17 protein-coding genes are annotated in these 18,477 nt (G+C 66.9%); 8 read left to right on the top strand and 9 right to left on the bottom strand.

The features are described from left to right. Window positions 1-6: 6 nt before the first annotated feature. On the bottom strand, window positions 7-1,326 hold the full coding sequence (locus tag ACIA5C_RS01640) for a glycosyltransferase (RefSeq protein ID WP_396050123.1): 1,320 nt from the start codon (window positions 1,324-1,326) through the stop codon (window positions 7-9). Window positions 1,327-1,392: 66 nt separating this feature from the next. Here ACIA5C_RS01640 and ACIA5C_RS01635 point away from each other — a divergent pair, with 66 nt between their 5' ends. After that, window positions 1,393-2,040, top strand: a complete 648-nt coding sequence (locus ACIA5C_RS01635) for a TetR/AcrR family transcriptional regulator (RefSeq protein WP_396050121.1) — start codon at window positions 1,393-1,395, stop codon at window positions 2,038-2,040. A gap of 133 nt (window positions 2,041-2,173) precedes the next feature. Here ACIA5C_RS01635 and ACIA5C_RS01630 read toward each other — a convergent pair whose 3' ends face one another. From ACIA5C_RS01630 to ACIA5C_RS01610, 5 genes are all read right to left on the bottom strand, one after another. Then, on the bottom strand, window positions 2,174-3,538 hold the full coding sequence (locus ACIA5C_RS01630) for a glutamate-cysteine ligase family protein (protein ID WP_396050119.1): 1,365 nt from the start codon (window positions 3,536-3,538) through the stop codon (window positions 2,174-2,176). A 351-nt stretch (window positions 3,539-3,889) separates the two neighbouring features. Beyond that, the gene (locus tag ACIA5C_RS01625; RefSeq protein ID WP_396050117.1) at window positions 3,890-5,620 is read right to left on the bottom strand and encodes a B12-binding domain-containing radical SAM protein; all 1,731 of its coding nucleotides are present in this window, start codon (window positions 5,618-5,620) and stop codon (window positions 3,890-3,892) included. Beyond that, window positions 5,617-6,468: a hypothetical protein gene (locus ACIA5C_RS01620; protein WP_396050115.1), complete on the bottom strand. Its 852-nt coding sequence runs from the start codon at window positions 6,466-6,468 to the stop codon at window positions 5,617-5,619. The genes ACIA5C_RS01625 and ACIA5C_RS01620 overlap by 4 nt, the downstream gene beginning before the upstream one ends. Then, window positions 6,465-7,211: a hypothetical protein gene (locus ACIA5C_RS01615; RefSeq protein WP_396050112.1), complete on the bottom strand. Its 747-nt coding sequence runs from the start codon at window positions 7,209-7,211 to the stop codon at window positions 6,465-6,467. Before ACIA5C_RS01615 ends, ACIA5C_RS01620 begins: the two co-directional genes overlap by 4 nt. A gap of 279 nt (window positions 7,212-7,490) precedes the next feature. Then, a complete protein-coding gene (locus ACIA5C_RS01610; protein ID WP_396050111.1) occupies window positions 7,491-8,030 on the bottom strand; it encodes an MOSC domain-containing protein in 540 nt (179 codons plus the stop codon). A gap of 105 nt (window positions 8,031-8,135) precedes the next feature. Here ACIA5C_RS01610 and ACIA5C_RS01605 point away from each other — a divergent pair, with 105 nt between their 5' ends. The 5 genes from ACIA5C_RS01605 (at window position 8,136) to ACIA5C_RS01585 (ending at window position 12,236) form a co-directional block, all read left to right on the top strand. Beyond that, window positions 8,136-8,630 carry a SigE family RNA polymerase sigma factor gene (locus ACIA5C_RS01605; protein WP_396050109.1) on the top strand — a complete coding sequence of 165 codons (495 nt, stop codon included), beginning with the start codon at window positions 8,136-8,138 and terminating at the stop codon, window positions 8,628-8,630. Between the two features lie 17 nt (window positions 8,631-8,647). After that, entirely contained in the window at window positions 8,648-9,439 is a 792-nt protein-coding gene (locus ACIA5C_RS01600; protein ID WP_396050107.1) for a hypothetical protein, read from the top strand. 11 nt (window positions 9,440-9,450) lie between these two features. Next, window positions 9,451-9,747, top strand: coding sequence for a MerR family DNA-binding transcriptional regulator (locus ACIA5C_RS01595; RefSeq protein ID WP_396050105.1), 297 nt, complete (start codon window positions 9,451-9,453; stop codon window positions 9,745-9,747). 150 nt (window positions 9,748-9,897) lie between these two features. Continuing rightward, window positions 9,898-11,094 carry a PP2C family protein-serine/threonine phosphatase gene (locus ACIA5C_RS01590; protein ID WP_396050103.1) on the top strand — a complete coding sequence of 399 codons (1,197 nt, stop codon included), beginning with the start codon at window positions 9,898-9,900 and terminating at the stop codon, window positions 11,092-11,094. Between the two features lie 143 nt (window positions 11,095-11,237). Next, complete coding sequence (locus ACIA5C_RS01585; protein ID WP_396050101.1) at window positions 11,238-12,236, top strand: trypsin-like serine peptidase; 999 nt, start codon at window positions 11,238-11,240, stop codon at window positions 12,234-12,236. A gap of 17 nt (window positions 12,237-12,253) precedes the next feature. Here ACIA5C_RS01585 and ACIA5C_RS01580 read toward each other — a convergent pair whose 3' ends face one another. From ACIA5C_RS01580 to ACIA5C_RS01570, 3 genes are read right to left on the bottom strand one after another with little or no spacing between them, the layout of a single operon-like run. Next, complete coding sequence (locus ACIA5C_RS01580) at window positions 12,254-12,982, bottom strand: hypothetical protein (RefSeq protein ID WP_396050099.1); 729 nt, start codon at window positions 12,980-12,982, stop codon at window positions 12,254-12,256. A gap of 35 nt (window positions 12,983-13,017) precedes the next feature. Continuing rightward, the gene (locus ACIA5C_RS01575; RefSeq protein WP_396050097.1) at window positions 13,018-13,869 is read right to left on the bottom strand and encodes an SMP-30/gluconolactonase/LRE family protein; all 852 of its coding nucleotides are present in this window, start codon (window positions 13,867-13,869) and stop codon (window positions 13,018-13,020) included. Continuing rightward, window positions 13,866-14,624, bottom strand: coding sequence for an SDR family NAD(P)-dependent oxidoreductase (locus ACIA5C_RS01570; RefSeq protein WP_396050095.1), 759 nt, complete (start codon window positions 14,622-14,624; stop codon window positions 13,866-13,868). Before ACIA5C_RS01570 ends, ACIA5C_RS01575 begins: the two co-directional genes overlap by 4 nt. A 234-nt stretch (window positions 14,625-14,858) precedes the next feature. Between ACIA5C_RS01570 and ACIA5C_RS01565 the strand changes: the two genes are divergently transcribed. After that, entirely contained in the window at window positions 14,859-15,971 is a 1,113-nt protein-coding gene (locus ACIA5C_RS01565) for a zinc-binding dehydrogenase (protein WP_396050093.1), read from the top strand. A gap of 97 nt (window positions 15,972-16,068) precedes the next feature. Further along, a complete protein-coding gene (locus ACIA5C_RS01560) occupies window positions 16,069-18,474 on the top strand; it encodes a transglycosylase domain-containing protein (RefSeq protein WP_396050091.1) in 2,406 nt (801 codons plus the stop codon). The last annotated feature ends 3 nt before the right edge of the window (window positions 18,475-18,477 follow it).

The following is an 18,477-nucleotide window of genomic DNA, read 5'->3' as shown; positions in this document are numbered from 1 at the left end:
TCGTTGTCACGGTTGCACGGGTGTCGATCGTTGGCGGGTGACGTCGGCGAGTTCGGCGTCGACCAGGGCAATGGTGTCGTGGCCGGCGTACTCGGCGGCCAGGCTGCGGGCCCGCTGCCGGTAGGTGGGGTTCCGCAGGACGGTCTCGACCGCGGCGGCGAGGGCCGGCGCGGTGGGGTTGCCGGTACGCATGTTGATTCCGGCGCCGCTGGCTGCGACCCGGCCGGCGACTTCGGGTTTGTCCTCGGTGTCGCCGGCGACGATCAGCGGAATGCCGTGGGCAAGCAGGAGCTGCGCTCCGCCGAATCCGCCGTTGGTGATAGCCAGGTCGACGTGCGGCAGCAGATCGGCATAGGGCAGGTAGGTGGCCGCTCGGGCGTTCGCGGGTAGTCCGCCCGGGATCCGGGCCGGGTCACGTCCGCCGGTGGTGACCACGACGAAGACCTCCTTGCCGGCGAGGGCACGCAGGGTGGGGGTGATCACGCGGGTCAGGTCGGAGGTGTCCAGGGTGCCCTGGGTGACGTGGACCACGGGGCGCCCTGACCGGCGTGCGGCGAGCAGTTCGTCCCACCAGGGCGGAGGCGTCTGGTTGCGGATCGCCTCGTGCGGTGGGGGAGGGCCGACGAACCGTATCTGGGCGGGCAGGTCGCTGCGCGGGTACTCCAAGCCCGGCACACTCAGCTGCAGGAAGCGGTCGGCCGTCTTCGGCCAGTCGAAGAAGAACGGCGGCGAGCCGGACAGCCCCATGTCGTGCAGTGTCCGATGGAGACGTCGCTGGTTCGGGCCGAACACGACCCGGCGTACGAGGAAGTTGAGCAGCCGGTTGCGGACGTGGCCGGCGGCGCTCGACGAGGGTGGCAAGCCGAGGCCAAAAGGCGCGGTGTCCCGGCTGAGCAGCGGCAGCACGGTTATCCCGACGCTGACCACGGCCGGGCGCGGTCGCGGATCCAGCAGCAGCGGCAGCACACCGAAGAACGTGGTCTCGGCGAGTACGGCGTCGGCAGGCTCGGCGTCGAGCATCGTCCGCAATGCCTCGGCCTGTGCCCGCACCGGCTCGATGAAGGTGTACCGCACGTCGAAGGTCAGCTTGCGCAGTCCGGAGCGCTTGGTGCGGCCCGGGAACGCGGCGTCTATGTCGCGAGCGTCGTAGTCGACGGCCGCGGGAAGGGCGACGTGCTGCGCGCCCGTCGCCTCGACGGCCTCGCGGAACAGCGCTCCGGTCAGGAATCGCACTCGGTGGCCGGCCCGTACGAGTCCGGCGGCGATGTTTGTCATCGGCGCGACGTGTCCGTGCACCGGTGTGCTGGCGAGCAGGTACCGGGCCATGGCGGCCTCCTTTCGCTACAGTGCCACTGTAATCACTACAGTCCTAATGTAACGTAAACTGTCCCGATGGCGACACGCGCGTACCACTCGCCGACCCGTCAGGCGCAGTCCAGCGCCACCCGGCGCCGGGTGATGTCGGCGGCGCAGGCGTGCTTCGAGGAACGCGGATACGTCGCCACAACCATGCGCGCGATCGCCCAGCGCGCGCAGGTCTCGGTCGAGACCGTGCACCTGACCGCCGCCAAGCGCGAACTGTTGCTGGCGGTGTTCACGCTCACCGTCACCGGCGAGGACGGACCAGCCCGGCTGCTCGAGCGCCCCGAGCCGAAGGCCATCCTGGACGATCCCGACCCGGTACGCCGGCTGCGCCGCCTGGCCGAGTTCGTCACCCGGCTCAACACGCGGGTGACGCCGCTGTGGCGGGTGTTCGAGCAGGCGGCCGCCGCCGATCCGCAGATCGCCGCCGAGTACGCGGACCTGATCGCGCGGATGCGCAGTGAGCTGCGGGACGCGCTGACGGTGCTCGCCGGGCGAGGCGACCTGCGCGATGACCGGCCGATCGACGAACTGGCCGACCTGCTCTGGCTGCTGGCGCTACCCGACCAGTACTTCCGGCTGTGCGAGCAGGCCGGCTGGAGCCTGGAGCGATACGAGGCCTGGCTCGCCGAGAGCGTGCTCGACCTCCTGCTGGCAGGTCGCCGCCCGACGTCCTGATTGCCTCCCGGCGGTGGGGGAGTGCTCCCGAACGACTCCTACTGGCGTTGGCCAGCGCCGTTTACGGCGGCCTCGCTCCGGCGCAAACTCTTGCAGATCACCGTGCTCTCACACTCGCTTGGTGGCCGCTTCTTCAGCCAACGGGCACGCGGTAGGCCTCAACGTAGCGGTCAGGTCGCCCGCCAAGTTCACCGTTCCAAGCCTTCTGCTTCTGCTCCGCGAATGTAACCCCGGTCCGCAGAATGTCAGCGAACGGCTCCAGCAGCTTTACCGCCCGCCTGTTTTCCCGCCCCGCCCGAATCCGCGCCTCGATACCGGCCCGAGCCAGTTCGACGAGTTCGATCGCCACGTCCCTTACGGGGCGCGGACCGCAGAAGGCCTCCAGGCCGGTCTTTGCCACCTCGGCCGTCAGCTCCATTTGCTCGGGCTGCGAACGATCACGCATGAGGCGCCAAGCCGAGTCCCTCGACTCTGGGTGATAGGTGAGTCCGGTCCAGAGCGCGGCCAACGCACCGAAATATGGGTAAGGCGGCCCATCGGCCAAACGCACCTCGAGCGTGTGCCGTGGACGGACGAATGGCCACAACTGCGATTGCTGCGATGCCCAATCCGCGTCCGTCGGAAAGGTCCCGTCCGGGAAGCCGGTGGACATTGCGTCCTTGAGGGCCATCTTCGGCGCGTGTCCGTAATGCCCGTTCCGATACCGATAGAGCATCGGTCGAGATAGCGCCCAGGCGACGAAGTCGTCTATGCCGAGATCCGGTTTCATGGCGAACGAGGGAAAACCGGACCGTTCCGGGTCCTCCGCCAGCAGCAACTCCATTCGGCGTGAGGCAACACCGGTCAGCCTTCCCTCGGCCAGGGGCGAGTTCACGCACAGCGCTGCAACGATCGGCGAGACCGCCATCTGCATGCGAACCTTCTCAGTGAAGTCCCGTCCACCGTCGAAGTCGAAGGACAACTGCGTCGACGTGGTGAGCACCGAGATCGCCTTGCTGGCCTCGCCGGCCGCGCCCCTCTCCTCCCACCACTCCCGCATCAGCCACACCCGACGGTTGGGTATCCACGGCGCCTTGGATAACTCGGTGAACGGAAGGAGTGCGTCGCAGAGCACCGCCGCATCGCGGCCCGCGGCCGCCTTAGCTACCAGCTGAAGCGCGGTCATGGCGTGGTCGACCAGCGCGATCAGATCTGGCTCCGGTGGGGAGGAGTACTCGATCGCGCCGCCCGGTTCGAGGCTGAGCCGTGTGCCGTCGGGGCATTGCATGGCGTAGAGGTGGCCGTCCAGGAACTGCGGGACGCCGTCGACAGCCTGACTGATGTCGAGCAGGATCGACTCGATTCCGTCGGCGCCGCCGTAGGGAACGGCCGCGCCGGTGATTGGCCGGACGATGCCGCACTCGATCTCCAAACCGATCCGACCATCGTCTTGACCGGTTCCAGTCCCGCCCGTCGGGGTGAAGGGTGCGCGAAGCTGGGCCGGCGTGAGTCGCTGCATGTTTACGACCCTCCGGTTTCCGGGGTTGCCCTGAAGGGCTCGGATGCAGATGGGCTCCCGACGATGGCCGCACCTCCCTACGACCAGGCGTTGCACCCGCGTTTGCGCGACGACGCGCCGGTGCGTGCCGGTGTTTCCACCCCGCTCGGCGGCCCGCGTATCCAAGGTCGGCACCTGGCTCTGGGCCGTCATCCGTCGCGCCGATACAGCACGACGGCGGCATCTAACATGCTGGTGCGTGGTCTTGCCGAGGTCGGTACGAGCCGTCAGCACTGACGGCTATCCGATTTGGTCCCGCGTGACCCGGCTTCCTTACCCGAGGGAGTCCATTGGCCGAACTGACTTCATCCGTCAGATGGGTCGCCAGACCAGATCGGCGCCGTTGCTGTTCAGGTCCTGGAGGATGAGGTCAAGCGACACGTAGTCGTCGTTCGCCGGCAAGACCGTACGCGCTTCGACCAGCGCGCCCATCTCATGCAGGAATCGCTCAAGCTCAGTCCGTTTGACGTCGTATTCGGGACCATCATGATAGTCGATCAGGCTTGACAGTGAACTGCTGCGCTCGAAGCGCTTGGGGATCAAGGCCGGGTCATCGCGGCTCGTCACTTCGATCGGGGTGTCCAGCCGCAGTTCGAAGCGCCCGCGAATTGCGAAGAACGGGCGCAGCGTCCGGTCGATGGTTCGCTGCCGCAGGAAGTCGATGCTCTCGCGCAGATCTTCGACCGACTCACCGGGATAGTTGTGGAACATCAACACTTTAGAGAGGATACCTGCGCGGTTGGCCGCGGAAAGAAGCTCATCGACCTTCCCCAGAGCTATTCCCTTGCTCATCGACCTCAGCACGGAACGGCTCGCTGATTCCAGGCCCCACTCGATCAAACGGATGCCCGCTCGGGACCAGACGTCGAGTTCAGTCGGCGTGAATCTCGCCTCGAATCGGGCGTACGTCATGATGCGCAGATCAAGGCCACGTCGCACTATCTCGTTCGCTACCGCGGTGCCGAGGCTATGTTCGAGCATGTCGTCGACGAAGTGAAAATAACGCGTGCCATAGCGCGACGAGAGTGTTTGTAGATTGTCAACTGTCGCTCGTGCATCGTTCTCGTAATAATCAGAATATGTGCGGAAGTGATTGCAGAATTTGCACTTTGCGAACGCGCAACCACGGGACGCGCTGAGGGGCAGGGTCGGCAGCAGGTACTTATTGAGTGACAGGCCGTCGAAATCGGGCAGGAACGTCGACCGTGCCTTGTCATGGTCAGCAGGATGCTCGCGGACCTCGCCGGCGGAGTCGCGATAGGCCATCCCCGGGATCTCCGCGACCGGAACACCGTTCATGAACCGAGCGAAGCTCTCTTCGGACTCGAACTGGAAGGCTGCGTCGAAGCACTCGTAGGCGCGCAGGTAGTCGGCGCCGAAACTGGTTGCGTCCGGCCCGCCGATGACGATCGTCATGTCGCCCATCGATTTGAGCCTTCTCGCGAACCAGATCGCCGCACGACGCTGGATCTGGAGAAGTGAGATGCCGACGACGGCTGGTTCCATTGCGGCCAGCCGGGCCGCCTGCTCGTGTAGGAACTGCGAGACAAGGTTCGGCTCGCCCAGCGTGTCGAGGGCGAGAGCACGGTCGACGAGGATCCTGTTGATACTGGCCACGTTGAACACTGCGAGCGGTGGCAGCGTGGCGTCATGCCCGAAGACGGCGGCGTAATCGCGCCGCTGCATGAGTTCCTTCTGCTGCTCGATCGCGGTGAAGCCGATCGTCTGGCCGATGTTGTTGACTTGTTCCAGAAACCGGCGCAGGCGGCGCACCTCGGTGATCTCTCCGCGTTCGGCTCGGAGCAATTGCGGGATGAGTTCCTTCTCGACACGCTGGAGTGCATCCGATGTCAGCAGGTAGTCGTGAAGTTCCACGTTGATGTCGACCTGCTCGACGGTGAACTGCTGGGACCGCAGCCGGGCGGCGAGCGTCGGCGTCGCAAGGTGTGGATAGTCGATGTTGTGGTTGGGGAGCTTGATGAGACAAACATCGGCCTGCTTGCCCGTACGCCTGCTGCGCCTGAGCGGGACCGTCGTCGTCATCGGGAGTCCTCGGGTGCAGCGATGCCGGCGAAGGCGAAGACCGGCGACTGACATTCGTGGCTGTCAGAGAGCAGATCGACGTCGTGTTCAAGAACGCCCGTGTCCAGGCGCGGTTCCGTGGCCAGCAGGTTGTTGCCGTCTAGCCAGCGGTGATACGCCGAAGACAGTCCATCGTCGACGTCGTGGGCGAGCATCAAGCCGAGTCGCGTGAGGCGAGCGTATTCGAAGAGCTCGAAGAAAGTCGCCACCCGGCCGTTCAGGCTCCGGGCGGACGCCTGCTGCATTTGCGGGTACCGCCGCCAGAAGGCGGCGATCGGGTCGGCGTCCGCCATCGTGAATGGACCCGGAACCTCGACTATGGGGAACCGTCGGAACATGCGGTGGTCGTCACGCAGTAGACCAGCCAGCCCGACGAGCTCACTGGCCGAGGGGAGTGCCAGATAGGCCCAGAATTGCAGCAGCGCGTCCTCCGCGGCGGCTGCCTCGCGCGTGAGCTGCGCGAGACGCCGAGGCTCGAGCGGATGGTCAAGAACGCGTACGACCTCGATCCGTGGTGTCCGGGTGTCAGTCTCCGCCAGCACGGCTATCAGCTGATGGAGATCGTCCCGGGGTAAGCAGTAGACACGGAGGATGGGCCGGTCGCGGTGTGTGGCGGCGGTAGCGTCGACCTGCTGGACAAGGTGCCGCACCTCAAGCACTGCTGCCGCATGCCGGACCAGCACGTTGACGACGAGCGTGCGGGCATCGGATTCGTCCCGCCAGCGCACAGACGACGACAGCTTCGCCGCCGCGGCGGGCGTCGATTCGGGTCCCACGAGCTCGATACTGAGGGTCTGATAACCGATCATCGGTTTACCTCTTCTCGGACGTCCGTCGCACCTTTCTGCGCATCTTTGACGGCCAGGAAGACACTCCAGTAGAGCTCGGCGCACGCTACAGCGACGCCCGCGAGGAATGCGGTCACCGCGACGGTGCGGACCCAGCCGAGCCAACCTGCGTCGATGCAGACGGCATAGATGGCAGCCCACAGTATGAACCACACGGCGAGATAACAGTAGTGCTTGACAGATGAGGCGGGAGAAGGCTTTTCGTCACCGTTAAACCAATAGTAGATGTACTCCCACAGCACGTACAGAAGGTAGATCATGGCGAACGCGGAGATCGGGTTGACGACGGCGTTCGGCGAGCGGGACAGGCCGGAGATCGTTCCGAAGGCGAGCCGGATCAGGCCTACGATGGCGACGTCGGTAAAGAACAGGAGCCAGCCGTACTGGAAGTGGTCTCGGGCGTCGTCGAGATTTACCTTCAGATAGAGCAGGTCAAGCGAGAAGTGGGCGACAATGAACAGTGTTGCAACCCAGGACAAGAAATTTGAGGGCGCGTGAGAAATCAGCTCCCATATCATTGTGCCGAGAATCGCGGGATAGATGTTGGATACGAGTAGAAAAATTCGGTTACGATCACTTATTCGCGTGCGCAAATCGCTGCTGGTGCCGCGTGTGGCAATCTTTGAGCGAACGACGGATATCGCGCCGGAAACGCTGAGCCGTACGGCAGTCAAGCGCCGGCGTACCGGCCGGGGAACCTTCACGGTGACAGCATAAAAGCTCGCCGTGAGCCTTGGCTGCTGCTCGCTGGGCGGAGCAGTGCCGAGATCGCTGTCGATGTTCCGGGGTGACCCATTAGCTATGACCAAGGCCGGCGATCAGCCCAGGCAGACTTTGCCGAGCTCGGGTTGAGCCGGTCCGGTCGGCGAGGTGGTCTTTCGTACCTGGACGCCCGAAACTTCATGCGGCACGCATCCAGGCGCGGCTTCGGCCTCAGCATGCTTCGGCGCCTGTGGGGCGGTCTCGTTGTCGAGAGTCGAACCTCATACGCGCGTGAGCGGGTGATGCGGCGGGGGCGGAAGCTCGACCTGAAGGTGATCGCCGACGCTGACCCGGCCGCTGCGCGAGACGATGCCCATGACACCGGCGAGGCGTGCCACGTTCCCGGCATCGTCGGTGTGCACGACGTGCTTGAGCAGCCCCGGCTGAAAGTTGTTGATCTGTTGGCACGGGTTGCGCAAGCCGGCGACGGTGATGACCGCTGACCCGATGGTGAGGCGTGCGCCGACGGGTAGACCGAGCAGGTCGATGCCACGCGTCGTGATGTTCTCTCCGAGATTGCCGGGCATCACGGGAAAACCTGCCTCAGCGAGGTCGTCGAACAACTCCGCGTGGATGAGGTGAACCTGGCGCATGTTCGGCTGCGAGGGATCCGCGGCCACTCGGGACCGGTGCTGCACGGTGGCCCCGAAGTGGGCGTCGCCCTCGACGCCGAGCCCCTCGCGCAGCGTGATGGACTGCACCGACTGCTTGCTGAACGTATGCGCCGGGCTCACGTGGACCCCTACCACCTCAGAGCTCATGGGCCTGATCCTGCCATCCGGATGGCTCTGTCCGCGAAATTCGATGAATCGAGCGGTAAACCATAGAGCCCGCTCCTGCGTGGAGGAGATGTGAAGGAACGCGAATTGTTCGCCCCATCCGACTCCGGCTACGCGGCCTTCGTCCGGGCGGGCTGGGATCGCTACCTATGGACAGCGACTCTGCTGACGGGTGACCGCCAGCACGGGGAGGAGTTGCTGCAGGGCTGCCTGGTCGAGCTGTACGCGAGGTGGCGATCCGTGGCGCGCCGCGGCGACCCGCACGCATACCTGCGACGGATGCTGGTCAACGGCAATGTCAGCCGGTGGCGCCGGTGGCAGCGCGAACAACCGGTGGCCGAGGCGCCGGACCGGGCCGACCGGCGTTCGGTGCCCGTCGAACCCGACGACGCGTTGCACCGCGCGATGTTTCGCCTTCCTCGCCGGCAACGAGCAGTGATCTTCCTGAGGTACTTCGAGGATTTGACGGAGAAGGACGCGGCCGCCGTGCTGGGTTGTTCGGTCGGCGCACTCAAGTCCACTCATTCCCGCGCGTTGGCCAAGTTGCGCGCGGAGACCTCCCACATCGAGATCCACGGCTGATCAGGGGACGAAATCCGATGAACGAGAACCAGCTCAGGACGTCGCTGCAGCACTGGGCGCAAGAGGCTCCCACCGGGGAACCGCCGATCGACGACCTCATCGCCCGAGGGACCCGCCGGCGCCGCCGCCGTAACGCCACGGTTATGTCCATCGCCGGTCTGCTGACAATTGCTGTGGCCACGACTGTCGGCATCGGCCTCAATGCCTCAGCCCGCCGTCAGCCGGCCGCCGCGCCGACGTCAGCGGTGCCGGTGCGGCCGGCCCTGACACTGGCTGCCGCGATCGAACTGACTACGTCGACCAGCTTCCGCTACGAATCCGACCTGGTACAGCCGAAGCTGCCCGGTGAAACGGGCAATGAGAAGTCGAAATGTACGGGTGTCATCGACCTCGCCACCCAGACCGGGTATTCGAAGTACGGGCTGACCGAGCACTGGGTAATCAACGGAGTGCGGTACCTCAAGGAAGGGAATCACCGTTACGTCATCGGTAAGGGCGACGCGGCCGAGTTCCTCACGTGCAGTGGCACGACAGCCGCGCATGGGCTACTGACTGCGAACCCCCTCAGCCTGTTGGACGACCTGAAGCACGTCTCCTCGGTGCAACAGGGCGGCGCGGGCGGCAACCCGACGTACGCGTTCCGCAGTCCCGGGATCACCGGAACCGTCACATTATTCGAGGGCCGGGTCAGCTCGATCAGGCTGCACATCGACAAACCGGGAAAGGGCGACACCCCCGCCATCCGCCGGGACGTCACCATGACGCTGTCCGACTACGGTGCGCCGGTCTCCCGGAAAGCACCCTGGTAAATGTCACCGGCGTGAGCACCCGGGCCCTGCGCTACTACGAGGAGCAGGGTCTGCTGCCCGCCGTGCGGCTCGGCAACGGCTACCGGGAGTACGACCAGCAGGCCGTACTCGGGGTCGCCTTCAACCAGGACCTCTACAGCGCCGGCCTGCCGTCGGAGGTCATCCGGGAGATCCTTCCGTGCGCAGGCGGCGAGCACCCGACCGGCGACTGCGCCGCGCTTCACGACCGGGTCCGGCAGGTCCGTGACCGGCTGGCCCACCAGGAACAACTGATCGCGCAGCGGCGGGAGATGCTGGAAAGCTACTAGCGGTCATCGGCGACGGTTCGGGTGCAACGCCGGCTCGTTCCCGGCCGGCACCGTGACCATGGCAACACCATGCCGTCGGCACAACTGACCAGGTTCTGGTTGAATCGGCGGCTGGGCAGGTGCCGGACCAGCCCCGGGAAGCAGGTCACGGTGAGTGCGTTCGATGCGGTGCGGCAGCTGATCCGTCAGGGCTACCGTGCCCGCGCCGAAGATCTCGCAGACATGGTCATGCAGGCCGCTCCGCTGCTGGGTGTGACCGCCATGGTGATCTATGTCGTCGACCACCAGCAACGCGAACTGATGCCCCTGGCCGGCGAACGGTCGCCGGTCAGCCGGCCGATGCCGATCGACGGCACCCTGGCCGGCCGGGCCTACCGCACCCTGGTCCCCGTTTCGAGCCAACCGGACACCACGGGCCAGGAGGTGTGGGTTCCGCTGCTCGACGGCAGCGAACGTATGGGTGTCCTGCAGGTCTTCGCCGACGAGCCGCTGACCGAGCAGGCCGTCGCCGACTGCGCCACCGTCGCCGCCCTGGTCGGGGAACTCGTCGTCACCTGCGACCTCTACAGCGACACCATCGAACGGCTGCGTCGCCGCGAACCCATGCGACTGGCCGCCGAGATGCTGCGCGCCCAACTCCCGCCACTGACGTTCGCCACCAGCCGCACCGTCATCGCCGGCATCCTCGAGCCCTGCTACGACGTCGGCGGCGACGCCTTCGACTACGCCGTCAACGGCGACACCGCCCACCTGGCACTGTTCGACGCCGTCGGCCACGGCTCCGCCGGCGGCATGCGCGCGGTCGTGCTCGCGTCCATCGCCATCGCCGCCTACCGCAACGCCCGCCGGGCCGGCATGGACCTCACCGCCACCTACCACCACCTCGACGACGCCGTCCGGAACCACGACCGCACCGGCATGATCACCGCGGTCCTCGCCGAACTCGACCAGAACACCGGCGTCCTGCAGGTCATCTCGGCCGGCCATCCCGGCGGCATCGTGCTGCGCCAGGGCCGCGCCGTCACCGTCCTGCCCACCCCCACCGCCTTGCCGGTCACCCTCGGCGACCGCCGGCCGCCGGTCATCGTCCAGGAGGCGCTCGAACCGGACGACCAGGTGCTGCTCTACACCGACGGCATCACCGAAGCCCGTGATCGCGACGGCAACAGCTTCGGCGTCGACCGGCTCGTCGAATACGCCCGGCGAGCCCTCGCCGACCACCTTCCCGCTGCGGAGACCGCCCGCCGGCTCGTTCACGCCATCCTCGAACATCAGGACGACTGCCTTCAGGACGACGCCACCGTCCTGCTCCTGCAGTGGCACGGGCCGTCCGGCAAACTCACATAACCGCCGAATCAGGCCGCGCATGCCGTACACGCGGCGAAGGCGCGAACTCTTGACATCGTTGTCATCCGGTCGCAACATTGCCAATACATCGATGCTGATGAATCGAATGGCATCCATGCCGGGCCTTCAACGGAGGAGTTGTGATGAGACGCTTGGCTCCGCTCTGCCTCGCCGGGATCGTGATCGGTGTAATGGCGTACGCACCCCCGGCGGCGTCAGCCGCGCCCGGAAGCCGGGCCCACGATGTCACCGTTTCGTCCGGCGAGCAGGAGGCCGCCCTGGCGTTCTGGACCCCGCAACGGCTGGCTGCGGCCAAGGACGCTGATGCTCTCGCAGTCCCCGCAGCCGAAGCGGTGGCCTCGCCGCACCCCAGTCAGATCAAACCGTTGCAGCCCAGCGTGGTGCCGCCGGCACTACCGAGGGCATCCGTGCGCTCCACGCAGAGCCCGCACCTGAACAGCACCTCGCCGCAGGCATGGAACTCCGGCGGTCTCATCTCGACGACGGCCGGCAAGGTCTTCTTCAGCAACAACTCCGGCACGTACGCCTGCTCGGGCGACGCGGTCAACAGCGGCAACAGATCTGTCGTCGCGACGGCCGGACACTGCGTCGTCGACGCCAATACCGGCGAGGTGTACCGCAACTGGGTCTTCATTCCGGGCTACCACAGCGGAAGCCGGCCTTACGGCACGTTCACGGCCCGCTCCCTGCACTGGATGTCGCAGCGCATCGGCAACAGCGACCCGACCTGGGACGCCGCCTTCGCCACCATGAGTGCGCTCAACGGGCGCAGCCTCGTCGACACCGTGGGCGGTGAAGGCATCGGTTTCGACCAGAGCCCGGGGCAGTACGTGTACTCCTTCGGCTACGGCGGCTCCGACGCCGAAGGCAACGGCGAACGGCTCAACTGGTGCGCCGGAACCGAGGCCTTCGAGGGCGGGCACCCGGGCGGGGGCATCTGGGGCATCGACTGCATTCAGACCGGCGGGTCGAGCGGCGGCCCCTTCCTGCAGAACTTCAACACCTCCAACGGCATCGGCACGCAGACGGGCAACATCAGCGTCTCCGGCAGCGGGCGGGAATGGCACCCGTACTACGGCCGGGAAGCGCACGACGCATACCTCGCCGCCGACGCCGCTTGACTCGACGGTCTCCGGGTTCAGCAGTGCTGAACCCAGAGATTCTGCTCGACGTAGACACCGCGGTCCCGTTCCCGGTCGATCGAGACCAGGTTCAGCGCGTCCGGGACGACGTATTCCCGCGTGACGGGAAAGGCCATGCCCGTCCACTGCTCCCATTCCGCGACGGTGCCTTCGATCACCATGGACTTCGCTGCCGGGCCGAGCACGCGCGCGCCCATCCGTTGATGGGTACGGATCCACGGATCGATCGAGAGCCCGTCCGAGCGCGTCCACGCGGCGTACTCGTCCATCGGAACCGTCGGGTACCGGTGCTTCCACGTCGGCCTCAGCGGAGCGATCACATGGACCAGGCCGGCTTCGCGGGCCCGTCGCGTCAGCTCCTGAAGAACGACCGTGGCCAGACCACGCTTGTCATGCGCGGATCCGACCGCGGCCGCCATGAAGCTCAGCGTGGTGGCCGGAACGGCGGCTTCCCGTGCCTGCACGGCTCGGACCAGCGCATCGTCATAACCCGACGGCAGATCGGTGGCGTCGCCGGTCCACGGAATCGGTACGCCCCAACCGCCGGCGACCACCGCATCGTCGTCGAGCACCATGATGTCGAAGTGCCCGAAGTGCTGCCGGACCCGGCCCATGTACTTCTTGGGTACGTCGTCGTGGAAGATGAACTCCGGCCAGCGTTCCTTGAACACGTCGTCAGCCATGTCGTGCAGATCCGGCCGGTCGGCGAAAGTCACAACCTTCACGCCGGCACCGTACATGCTCGCGCTTTCCGGCGGGCTCAGCCCGCGAAGGCGTACGGCCGGGCTCCCTCCACCCCGACATCGACGGCGAACACCGCACCGGCCCCGGATTCCGCCGCGTTGCCCAGGCCGTCCCGCGACGTGGTGATGAAGAGCGTGGTGCCACCGTCGAAGGTGCAGGCGGTGGTCTGCCGGGCCGGCACGGCGATCCGCTCGGTCAGTGTGCCGTCGCTCGCGTACCGGTGTATCGCGCCGCCGCCCCACAGGGCCACCCAGATGCCGCCCTCGGCATCGAGGGCCATCCCGTCCGGCTGACCCTGCGCGGGGTCGATGGCCGCCAGGGTCTCGCGGGCCCCGAAGGTGCCCGCTTCCGGGTCGAAGGCGTACCGGTCGACCCGGCCGGTCGGGGTGTCGTTGTAGCACACATGGCGTCCGTCGGCCGGCCACTGGATGCCGTTGGAGATGGTGACGCCGGTCAGCACCTTCTGCACGGTCAGGTCGGGGTCGAGCCGGTAGAGCACACCGGCGCCGGGCGTCGCCGCGTACGCCATCGTGCCGCAGTAGAACCGGCCCTGCGGGTCGCAGCCGCCGTCGTTCATCCGGATCGCCGGGTCGTCGAACGCCGTGATCGGCGGGCCGTCGGGCGTGAAGTCGGCCTGGAAAAGCTGGAATCCGCGTTCGGTGGCCAGCACGTAACCACCGGCCTCCCGGGCCCGTACGGCTGCTGCCACCCCGCCCACTTCGTACCGGGAGACGTCACCGCCCGGCACCACCGCGACCACCGCCCCGGCCAGCATGTCGACCACCAGGAGCCGACCGGCCGCCGCGTCCCAGAACGGGCCCTCGCCATGATCGGTGACCACCTCGGTCACCTGCTGCGCCGTCGTCACATCCACCCACCGTCCACAATCCACTGCTGCGCCGTGCACGACCGGGAGTCATCGGCCGCCAGCCACAGCATCATCCGGGCCACGTCGTCCGGGTACAGCTTGCCCGGCAGACACTGATTGCGCACGATCGAGGCCTCCGCCTCCGGGGTGACCCAGTGGTTCAGCTGCTTCTGGGTCATGATCCAGCCGGGGACGATGCAGTTGACCCGGATCTGCCACGGGCCGAACTCGCGGGCCAGGGTGTGGGTCAGGCCTTCGATGCCGGCCTTCGCCGTGATGTACGCCGGGAGCTCGAGCAGGTCGATGTGCGCGCTGATCGAGCCCAGGTTGATGATCGACCCGCCGCCGGCGTCGCGCATGCCGGGCGCGACCGCCTGGGCGGCGAAGAAGTGGTGCCGGACGTTGACCGCCATCCGGTCGTCCCACAGCGCGACGTCGAACTCGTCGACCCGGTAGCGCCGGTCGTCGGCGGCGTTGTTCACCAGCACTCGGACCGGGCCGAAGCGGTCGGCCGCCGCGGCCAGCGCGGACTGCAGAGCGGGAATGTCCCGGACGTCGCACGGCCGGAACAGGGTGTCCTCGCCGAGTTCGCGCTGCAGGGCCGTGCCGCGGTCCCCGTCGATGTCCACGAACGCCACCCGCGCGCCCTGGCCGGCCAGCTGCCGCACGAACTCCTCGCCCAGTCCCGACGCGCCACCGCTGACGAACGCGGCCCGCCCACGCAACGACGGGTAGGTGGCGTACTCGCTCGTCATGTGCATTCTCCATGGAGTTCGGAAACTTTTCGGACCGTCACTTAGCAGCAGAGAGCTCTCTTGACCCCGGATCTTCCCCGCTCATATGCTGCCGTCCAGGGCAACGTTTTCGCAACAACCACGAAAACTTTCTGAACGGGTGAGCCGGTTGGCGATCTGGCAGGGCGACGGCACCGATTCCGGGTACTTCCTTTCCCGTACGGCCGGGCAGGTCCAGCACCAAGGGGCAGTCCGATGACGAGGCGCATCCGGGCGGCCGTGCTCGAGCGACCGGGCGCCGGGCTCGCCGTCGAGGAACTGGACCTGGCCGACCCGGCCCGGGACGAGGTGCTGGTGCGGATCGACGCGGCCGGGGTGTGCCACAGCGACTACCACTACCTCACCGGCGACCTGCCCAGCCGGATGCCGGTGGTGCCGGGGCACGAAGGCGCGGGCGAGGTCGTGGCGGTCGGGCCGGACGTCACCGCCGTACGCCCGGGGGACATGGTCGGACTGATGTGGCGGCCGCGCTGCGGACGGTGCCGCTACTGCCTCACCGGCCGGCCGGCGTTGTGCCAGTCCGGCGCCATCCACGCCGCGTCCGGTGGCCTACAGGACGGGACCACCCGCCTGCGCCGGCCCGACGGGACCACCGTGCACCACTTGATGGGCGTCTCCTGCTTCGCCGACTACGCGATCGTCTCGGAACGGGCCGTGGTGCCCATCCCGCCGGGCGTGCCCGCCGACATCGCCGCCATCACCGGCTGCGCGGTCATCACCGGCGTCGGCACCGTGCTCAACGCGATCGGACCGTGCGCCGGGCAGGGCCTGGTCGTCTTCGGCGCCGGAGGAGTCGGCCTGTCCGTCGTGATGGGCGCGGTGCTGGCCGGGGCGTACCCGATCGTCGCGGTCGACATGGTCACCGAGCGGCTGCAGGCGGCCACCCGGCTCGGCGCGACGCACGTGGTGCACGCCGGATCCGAGGACGTGGCCGGTGCGCTGGCCGACATCGACGCCGACGGATTCGACTACGCGGTCGAGGCGATCGGGCGGCCGGCCACCCTGCGGCAGGCCTTCGACGCGCTGCGCCCCGGCGGCACGCTGGTGGCCATCGGCCTCGGCACGGCCGGTCAGGAGCTGAGCCTGCCGTTGAATCCGCTGGTGCAGCGGGAGCGCCGGGTGGTCGGCAGTCTGTACGGGTCGTCCAACCCTCAGCTGGACGTACCGAAGTTGCTGGCGCTGTACCAGGCCGGGCGCCTGCCCATCGACCAACTCGTCGGGACGCACTATCCGCTGGACCGGATCAACGACGCGGTGAGCGACCTGATCGGCGGCGCGGTCGGCCGCGGAATCGTCGTCCCGGCCTGAGCGTTCCCGGTGCCGCCGGATGACGAAATCGTCTCAAGGAGAACACGACCTTCCATGGGTTGTGTTCAATGAGTATTTTGCACCGGTGAGCTCCTGGATGCGCAGACGCGATCACAACATCTTCGCCAATGCGAGTGCGTTGGCGATTTGCGGGCTATTGACCGGAATCGTCGTCGCGGCGGCGGTGTTCCCGGCTGCCGCCATGTCGGGCCTGGCCGCGAAGGCCGGCGGGACGACGTTCCAAAACCTGCCCAGCGAGCTGAAGGCCTACACCTCGCCCCAGATCACCCGCATCTACGCGTCCGACGGCAAGACCCAGATCTCGCAGTTCTACGACGAGTTCCGCAGCGATGTCCCGCTCAAGGACATCTCGCCGTACATGCAGGGCGCGATCATCGCCGCCGAGGACCGCGAGTTCTACCACCACAAGGGCGTGGATCTGAAGGGTGTCGCCCGCGCCTTCGTGAGCAACAACAACGGCAGCTCGAAGCAGGGCGCCTCGACGATCACGATGCAGCTCGTGCGGTTGTCGCTGGAATACTCGGCGACCGACTCGCATGAGGTCGTGGCCGCGACCGCTGACATTCCGAAGCGCAAGGTCACCGAGATGAAGTACGCGCTGCAGTTGGAGAAGGAGCTGTCCAAGGCGCAGATCCTGGAGCGCTATCTGAACATCGCGCCGTTCGGCAACCGGACGTACGGGGTGTTCGCCGCGAGCCAGGTCTACTTCAACAAGAAGCCGAAGGATCTGACGATCGGTCAGGCCTCGATGCTGGCGGGCATGGTCAAGGCGCCGAGTGGCTTCGACCCGACCACCCCGTTGGGCTACAAGCAGATCAAGGACCGGCGTAACAACTACGTGATCCCGGGCATGGTGCAGGCGGGTGCCATCACGCAGGTTCAGGCCGACAAGGCGCTCAAGGAGCCGATCCCCAAGAAGGTCACGCCGGTCGGCAACGGCTGCGTCTCGGTGGCCAAGAACAACTGGGGCTTCTTCTGCGACTACTTCTACCGGTGGTGGATGGGTCAGCCGCAGTTCGGTGCCACGGCGTACGACCGGGAGCGCCGCTTGAAGAGCGGCGGCTACCGCATCGTGACCTCGATGGATGTCACCGCGCAGGACTCGGCGCGCAAGGAGGTCTCGGACGAGATCAAGGACACGAGCAAGAACGCGATCCTGATCGCCGGCATCGAGCCGGGTACGGGCAAGGTCCGTGCACTGGCGGCCAACCGCAAATACAAGCTCGACGACCCGTCGCATCCGGCCAACAGGATCTCGTCCGACCCGGCCAAGGCCCGCCACCACCAGCGCGGTTCATATCCGAACACGACCAACCCGTTGATCACCGGCGGCGGTGACATCGACGGCTACCAGGCCGGCTCGGTGTTCAAGATTTTCACCATGGTGGCGGCCCTGGAGAAGGGCTATCCGCTCAGCTACCAGATCAACGCGCCGGTGCAGGCCAAGACGCACTACATCATCCAGGCCGGTAGCGACTCGGCCTGCCCTGGCACCCACTTCTGGTGCCCGACCAACTCCGATCCCGGCGAGGCCGGCCGATACAACATGTGGACCGGGTTCGGCCGCTCCGTGAACACGTTCTTCGTGCCGCTGGAGGAGAAGGTCGGAGCGCAGAACGCGGTCGCGGTGGCGAAACGGTTCGGCATCCAGTTCCGCTCGTCGCAGGACGCCGGCTACGCGAACGATCCCGCCTCGGCCAACCAGTGGGGCGCCTTCACGCTGGGCGTGTCGGCCTCGACTCCGCTCGACGTGGCCAACGCGTACGCGACGCTGGCCGGCGACGGCATGTACTGTTCGCCGACCCCGGTTGAGCAGATCACCACCCAGCACAACGAGAAGCTGGACATCGGTAAGCCGTCCTGCATCCGGGCGACCAGCTCGGACGTGGCCCGGGCGGCGCTCGACGCGGCGCGTTGCCCGGTCGGTGACTCGGCCCAGCTCGGCAGCTGCGGTGGCTACCACACGGCCGGCGATGTGCGGGGAACGGTCAGGCATCCGGTGTTCGGCAAGACCGGCACGACCGACAAGAGCAAGACGGCCGCGCTGATCGCGGGCACGACGTCCCTGGTCGTCGCCGGCTACATGGTCAATCCCGACTATCAGAACCACTCCGACCAGATGTCGCACCCGATGGTCAACACCGCGGTGATGGACACCTTGCGCGACTTCATGAAGGGCAAGCCGAGCGTGCAGTTCAAGAAGCCCGGCGACAAGAAGATCGCCCTGGGCGATCAGCGGTCGATCCCGGACGTGTCGTGCCAGGCGATCGGCGCGGCCAAGTCCGAGATCGAGGGCGCCGGCTTCGACGTCTCGATCGGCGACCCGATCGATTCGGACTGCCCGGCCGGCACGGCCGCCGGCACCGACCCGAGCGGCCGGACCATCAAGAACGGCGGCGTGACGATCCAGCCGAGCAAGGGCAAGGGCAAGGTGACCAAGCCCGGTCCGGGCCGGCACGGCCCGGCCGGCGGAGGCCATTGATCG

It is taken from the genome of Actinoplanes sp. NPDC051343, from assembly GCF_044455125.1.
GTDB lineage: Bacteria > Actinomycetota > Actinomycetes > Mycobacteriales > Micromonosporaceae > Actinoplanes.
The sequence above is the reverse complement of the archived record's forward strand: the minus strand, read 5'-3'. Positions and strand labels throughout refer to the sequence as shown.